This is a genomic window from Rhizobacter sp. P1_G5 (genome assembly GCF_056405435.1).
The window spans coordinates 1-6,274 of sequence record NZ_JBFUCB010000357.1; the positions used below are offsets into that span (position 1 = coordinate 1).

6 protein-coding genes are annotated in these 6,274 nt (G+C 66.7%); 3 read left to right on the forward strand and 3 right to left on the reverse strand.

The genetic code is table 11. The annotated features are described in order from the left end of the window. Both AC1D12_RS21590 and AC1D12_RS21595 read left to right on the forward strand, forming a co-directional pair. The coding region (locus AC1D12_RS21590) for a response regulator transcription factor (protein WP_477842758.1) at nt 1-347 on the forward strand (347 nt) is incomplete at its 5' end. Between the two features lie 128 nt (nt 348-475). After that, on the forward strand, nt 476-634 hold the full coding sequence (locus tag AC1D12_RS21595; RefSeq protein ID WP_156154782.1) for a hypothetical protein: 159 nt from the start codon (nt 476-478) through the stop codon (nt 632-634). 287 nt (nt 635-921) lie between these two features. Here AC1D12_RS21595 and AC1D12_RS21600 read toward each other — a convergent pair whose 3' ends face one another. The 3 genes from AC1D12_RS21600 to AC1D12_RS21610 form a co-directional block, all read right to left on the reverse strand. Further along, a complete protein-coding gene (locus tag AC1D12_RS21600) occupies nt 922-2,877 on the reverse strand; it encodes a diguanylate cyclase domain-containing protein (RefSeq protein WP_477824445.1) in 1,956 nt (651 codons plus the stop codon). Nucleotides 2,878-3,088: 211 nt separating this feature from the next. Further along, on the reverse strand, nt 3,089-4,072 hold the full coding sequence (locus tag AC1D12_RS21605; protein ID WP_047503661.1) for a Bug family tripartite tricarboxylate transporter substrate binding protein: 984 nt from the start codon (nt 4,070-4,072) through the stop codon (nt 3,089-3,091). 76 nt (nt 4,073-4,148) lie between these two features. Beyond that, entirely contained in the window at nt 4,149-4,424 is a 276-nt protein-coding gene (locus tag AC1D12_RS21610; RefSeq protein WP_477824479.1) for a YkgJ family cysteine cluster protein, read from the reverse strand. 129 nt (nt 4,425-4,553) lie between these two features. Here AC1D12_RS21610 and mnmG point away from each other — a divergent pair. Beyond that, the coding region (mnmG, locus tag AC1D12_RS21615) for a tRNA uridine-5-carboxymethylaminomethyl(34) synthesis enzyme MnmG (RefSeq protein ID WP_477842760.1) at nt 4,554-6,274 on the forward strand (1,721 nt) is incomplete at its 3' end.

A 6,274-nucleotide genomic window follows, 5' to 3' on the forward strand; every position in this document is an offset into this window, starting at 1 on the left:
AACACTTCATGTTCGGTGTCGAGCGGGATCAGCCGCTGCCGACGGACCGCCAGGAGCTGACGCGCATCGTCGCCGACCTGCAGCTGTTCACCGTGCACGCCTACGAGACCGCATCACGCATCCTCATCCCCACGGCCCAGGAGCCAGGGACGTCGCCACTCACGCCACGTGAAGTCGAAACCTTGCGCTGGACGATGGATGGCAAGACCGCATGGGAAGTCGGCAACATCCTCGGTATCAGTGAGCGAACTGCTGTACTGCATGTGAACAATGCAATGCACAAGCTTGGCTGCGTCAACAAGCATCAGGCCGTCTTGAAGGCCTTGCGCATGGGTCTGATTCGTTGAGTTTTGCACTGCCTGAACTTGGCGTGCAGCGATACCTGTAAGAGCTGACAGTTACCGCAAACGAGGGGGGCTGCTGCAATAGAGCCAGTGCACGAGTTGGCGTGCACGCAGCAAGCCAGGAGCTCCTCATGCAACAAGCAATCGCACTGATCCCCTCGACGCAATCGAACGACAACGCTCGTTTCGAAAACGAATCGAAGATCGTTCGCAATGAGCCCGTCGTTCTCGACAGCAAGTTGCTGCGTTTGATCAGCGGCGGCACCGACCAGCCGAACAAGACTTGGTGAGATTCCTGGACGCAAGTCCAGTCGTGTGTGTGTGACCGTAGTAAAAGTTGATCGAGCAGTGGTCGGGCGCTCCAAATTCCCGGGATCACTGCAACGAACTCAGCGGAGGAAGTAGTAAATCGAAGAGGAACCCGTGAGCGGCTGTCACCGCAGCGAGGTTCCCTCGAAGAGACAGGGGTGTCCCTGATCTCGTCAATGTCAGTCGTGCCAAGCCAGGTCTGTTGCGCTTTGAATTGTCGAAGTGACAACAGGCTTGGCCCGGCCGCCTCGGTCCCGAGGCCGGCCCTTCAAACCCCCACCAGATTCCGCGACGCAGCCATCGCAGTGGTATAGACCACCACCTGGTTCCGTCCATCGCGCTTCGCGGCGTAGCACGCCATGTCGGCGGCCTTGAGCACCGCCGCCGCATTCGCGAAGCTGGCGTCGACCTGCACGAGCCCGATGCTCGCGCCGACGCCGAGGCTGCGGCCTTCCCACTCCAGGCGATAGCCGTTGATCGCGGCCCTCAGGCTGTCTGCAATGGCCAGCGCGCGCTTGACCGGACAGTGCGGCAGCAACACCGCGAACTCGTCGCCGCCGAGGCGCGCCACCGTGTCCGACGGGCGCACCCGCTCCTGCAATTGCGATGCGACGTCACGCAGCAACGCGTCTCCCGCCGCATGCCCCGCCGTGTCGTTGACGGCCTTGAAGCGATCCAGGTCGATGAACAGTGCGCAGAACGGCTGCTCGCCGGCGCGCTGGGTCGCCTCTTCGAGGACCTGGTCGAATTGCACCCTGTTGGCCAGGCGCGTCATCGCGTCATGGGTGGCCGACCAGGACAGGCGCGCGTTGCGCTCATGCGCCTCGGTCACGTCCTCGATGATCCAGATGATGCCGGCGCGGCGGTCGCTGCCGGGCAGCAGGTTGCCGCGGATGTGCGCCCGGAACGTGCTGCCGTCGCGCCGCGCGAGCGGGCTCTCCGCCTCGTAGGCACCATCGGCGTCGAGCGCATCGCGCGACTGCTGGCTCAGCTGCTGGTGCTGCAGCTCGCTCGTGAAGATCAGCCGCGTGTCATGCCCGAGCAACTCGGCCTTGTCGCGTCCGAACAGCTCGCAGAAGTGCCGGCTCACCAGCTCGAAGCGCCCTTCGCGCGTGAGCGCGATGCCGGCATGCGCCGCATCGAGAACCGCCTGCAGCTGCACCAGCAGCCGGTGCGTCTCACGACCCCGCAGCACCCGCTGTTCGACGACGTGCTGGAACGCGCGCGACAGCGCCCCGATCTCCCCTTCACCGCGCGGCCAGTCGCCGCGGATGGCCGCCTCGTCATCGAGCAGGCTCATCGCCCTCGCATGCAGCTGGGAGATGGGCCGCGTGATGAACCAGGCCAGCAAGCCCGCGAGCAGCGCCGCCGCGAGCCCCACGATCGCGCCGACGCGCCACGCCGTGTCGCGTGCCGCGGCGAGCGACTGCATCGCGTCCGCCTCCGGTGTGACGTGAATCAGCATCCATTCCGCAGCGGGCACCCCGGCCAGCGCGACCAGGTAGCCATGGCCCAGCGAGGCCGCCCCCTCCACGTGGATCGTGCTGCCGTCGAGGGTCCAGCGCTCGAACTCCGCACTCAGCCCGACCTCGTCGCGCGCATGGCCCATGATCCGCTTCGGATCGGCATGCGCGAGGATCTGCCCGCTGCGATCGATGACGAGATCGCGCGAGTTGTCGCGGCCGGACGAGTCGCGCAGGAATGACAGCAGCCCTGTCTTGTCCAGGCGCAGCGCGCCACCGACGACGGCCGTGACCTGGCCATCGACCTGCCGCACCGGCACGGCGAAGATCAGGACGGCCGCATGGCTGATCGCGCTGACCAGCGGCCGTGAGACCACCGGCAGCTTCTCGCGCATCGCGCGCCGGAAGTATTCGCGGTCGGCCAGGTTCGGAAACTGGGTGCCCGGCACGCCCTTCTCGAGGCGCACCAGCAGATCCCCGTTCGGGGCCAGGATGAAAACGGAATCGAACAGCAGCCCCGCCGACGGCTTGTCGACCAGGAACTGCGTCAATGCCGGCCGGTCGCGCAGCATCTCGGGCCGCACCTGGCTCGCGACGCCCTGCAGCGCCGTCTGCAGCAGTTCGAGCTTGCTCGACAGCAGGTTGGCCGTGCGCTCGACGTCATTGGCGCTTTGCAGCAGCAGTTGCTGCCGCGAGCGGCTCTGCGTGGTCGACAGGACGAAGTGCGTCGTGACGGCCGTGGCGGCAACCGCAGTGACCACGCCGGCGGCAACGATCTTGAATTTGACCGAGGACGCAACCCGACGCAGCAGCTGACGAAACATCAAGACCATGGACAGCGGATCCAACCCACGGTGTCGGCGGCAACCCAGCGCCGCCCGACAAACCGTGCCCGCGGATGCTCCCACGCACCCCCAGGCGGCAAAACGCCGGGAAGCGGGTCGATCGCGGTGCAGTTCCGCCCTTGCCGGATCAGTCCGGCTTGATGCGCGCCCGCGTGATCACCGGCTTCCAGCGCGCCTGCTCCTGGGCGATGAACTGCGCGAACTGCGCCGGGGTGTTGCCGATCGCCTCGGCCGCATCGCCCTCCAGGCGCTCCTTGGCGGCCTGCGAACGTATCGCCTTCGCCGCCTCCACCGCGAGGCGGTCCGCATACGTTTGCGCGAGGCTGGATGGGGCCATCAACCCATACCACTGCGTCATCTCGAAGTTCGGAAACCCTTGCTCGGCCACGGTCGGCACGTCGGGCAGTTGCGCGAGGCGCTGCTTCGAGCCTGTCGCCAGGCAGCGCAGCTTGCCGGCCTTGATGAACTGCAGGATGGCCGGCGCGCCGACCGAGGCCGCATCGAGCCGCCCCGCCAGCAGGTCCGTCAGCTGGGGTCCGGTGCCGCGATAGGGAACATGGACGATGAACAGGTTGGCGACGGCCTTCAGGTACTCCATCGCCAGGTGCCCTGCACTGCCGTTGCCGGCCGAGCCGAAGTTCATTTGTCCCGGCTTGCTGCGCACCAGCGCGATGAACTCCTTCAGGGTCTTCGCCGGGACGTCCGGGTGAACGACGTAGAGGCTCGGCACCTTGGCCAGCAAGGTGATCGGGCGGAAATCCTTGACTGGGTCGTACGGCAGCTTGTCGTACATGAACGGGTTCACGGCGAGCGTACCGATGTGCCCCAGGATCAGCGTGTGCTGGTCGTCGGCGTGTGCCACGTCGGCCATCGCGATGTTGCCGCTGCCGCCCGGCTTGTTCTCGACGTAGACGGTCTGGCCAAGGCCTTTGCTCAGTTCGACAGCCGTTGAACGAGCCACGATCTCCGAGCTGCCGCCCGGTGCGAACGGCACGACGAAGCGGATCGACCTGGTCGGCCAGGCCGCGCCCTGCCCCCAGCCGATCGTGGGAAGGGAGCCTGCCGCCGCAGCGGCCAGCCAGTCGCGGCGGGTGATGGATGGGAATCGCATGTCGATGGCTCCGCGCAGTAGGGATGAACGAGTCTAGAGAGCCTCGGCGGCCGGGGCATTGGGGGTAGCCGCAGCGTCAAGGCGACGCGGGGCGGGTCTGGTGTTCAAGCTGGGTCAACCAGTGGATTGCGTGGATGGCATCCGCGCCGCACATCTCGGTGCTGGGCTGCAGCGAGCCGCAGACGGCCGGCCGCTCGGGGTGCCCGAAGATCCTGCAGCGCAGATCCGCGTCGAGCTGCACGCAGGGCACGCCCGCCGGCTTGCCATTCGGCATCCCGGGAATCGGCGTGCTGATCGACGGCGCGATGCAACACGCCCCACACGTCGGTCGGCACTTCAAACCCATGCTCATCGGTTGTTCCACGTGAAACCAAGGTGACGGAAAGCCGCCCCCCGCCTAAAATCCGACCTTCGCCGGCGTCCCTCACGCCCTGCGTTTGCAGCAGCCGACATTGCTGCCGTGACCCCAACCGGAGCCCCCATGTTGTTCCCCCATGATTTCGACGTGATTGTCGTCGGCGGCGGCCATGCCGGCACCGAGGCCGCGCTCGCCGCCGCACGCATGGGTTGCAGCACCTTGCTGCTGACGCACAACATCGAGACGCTGGGCCAGATGAGCTGCAACCCGTCGATCGGCGGCATCGGCAAGGGGCACCTGGTCAAGGAGGTCGATGCGCTCGGTGGTGCGATGGCGACCGCAACCGACGAAGCCGGCATCCAGTTCCGCATCCTCAATGGCTCGAAGGGCCCTGCGGTTCGCGCGACCCGCGCGCAGGCGGATCGCATCCTCTACAAGGCGGCCATTCGCCACCGGCTGGAGAACCAGCCGAACCTGACGCTGTTCCAGCAGGCGGTCGATGACCTGATCGTCGAGGGCGATCGCGTGGTCGGCGCTGTCACCCAGGTGGGCATCCGCTTCCGCGCCCGGGCCGTCGTGCTGACCGCCGGCACGTTCCTGGACGGGCGCATCCATGTCGGCCTGCAGAACCATGCGGGCGGCCGCGCCGGAGATCCGCCGGCAGTCTCGCTGTCGGCCCGGTTGAAAGAGCTGAAGTTGCCGCAGGGGCGCTTGAAGACCGGCACGCCGCCGCGGCTGGACGGCCGCTCGATCGATTTCTCGAAGCTGACCGAGCAGCCCGGCGACCTCGATCCGGTGCCGGTGTTCAGCTTCATGGGCCATGCCTCGCAGCATCCGCAGCAGTTGCCCTGCTGGATCACGCACACCAACGAGCGCACGCACGAGATCATCCGCAGCGGCTTTGACCGCAGCCCGATGTTCACCGGCGTCATCGAGGGCGTGGGGCCGCGCTACTGCCCGAGCATCGAAGACAAGGTCAACCGCTTCGCCGACAAGGACTCGCATCAGATCTTCCTGGAGCCCGAAGGCCTCACGACCCACGAGTTCTACCCGAACGGCATCAGTACCAGCCTGCCCTTCGACATCCAGCTCGCCGCGGTGCGCTCGATGCAAGGGCTGGAGAACGCGCACATCCTTCGGCCGGGCTATGCGATCGAGTACGACTACTTCGACCCGCGCGGCCTGAAGGCCAGCTTCGAGACCAAGGCCATCGGCGGCCTGTTCTTCGCGGGCCAGATCAACGGGACGACCGGCTACGAAGAAGCGGCGGCCCAGGGGCTGTTCGCCGGCATCAACGCCGCCCGCCAGGTGCGAGGGCAGGACGCCTGGACGCCTCGCCGCGACCAGGCCTACCTCGGCGTGCTGGTCGACGACCTGATCACGAAGGGCGTCACCGAGCCCTACCGCATGTTCACCAGCCGCGCCGAATTCCGGCTGCAGCTGCGCGAGGACAACGCCGACCTCCGGCTCACCGAGGCTGGCCGGGACATGGGCCTGGTGGACGACGCGCGCTGGGATGCGTTCAATCGCAAGCGCGATGCTGTTTCACGTGAAACCGAGCGCTTGCGCTCGACCTGGGTGCACCCCAACCTGCTGCCGGCCGCGGATGCCGAGCGGCTGCTGGGCAAAGCCATCGAGCACGAATACAGCCTGGCCGACCTGCTGCGTCGGCCCGGGGTGGATTTCGATGCAGTCGCTGCCGTCGCTTCCATCGCGAAGCCGGAGGCCGGTGTTTCGCGCCCGGCCCTTCATGCCGAACTGGGCCAGACGCTCGCCGACACCGTGATCGAGCAGGCCGAGATCAGCATCAAGTACGCCGGCTACATCACCAAGCAGAACGATGA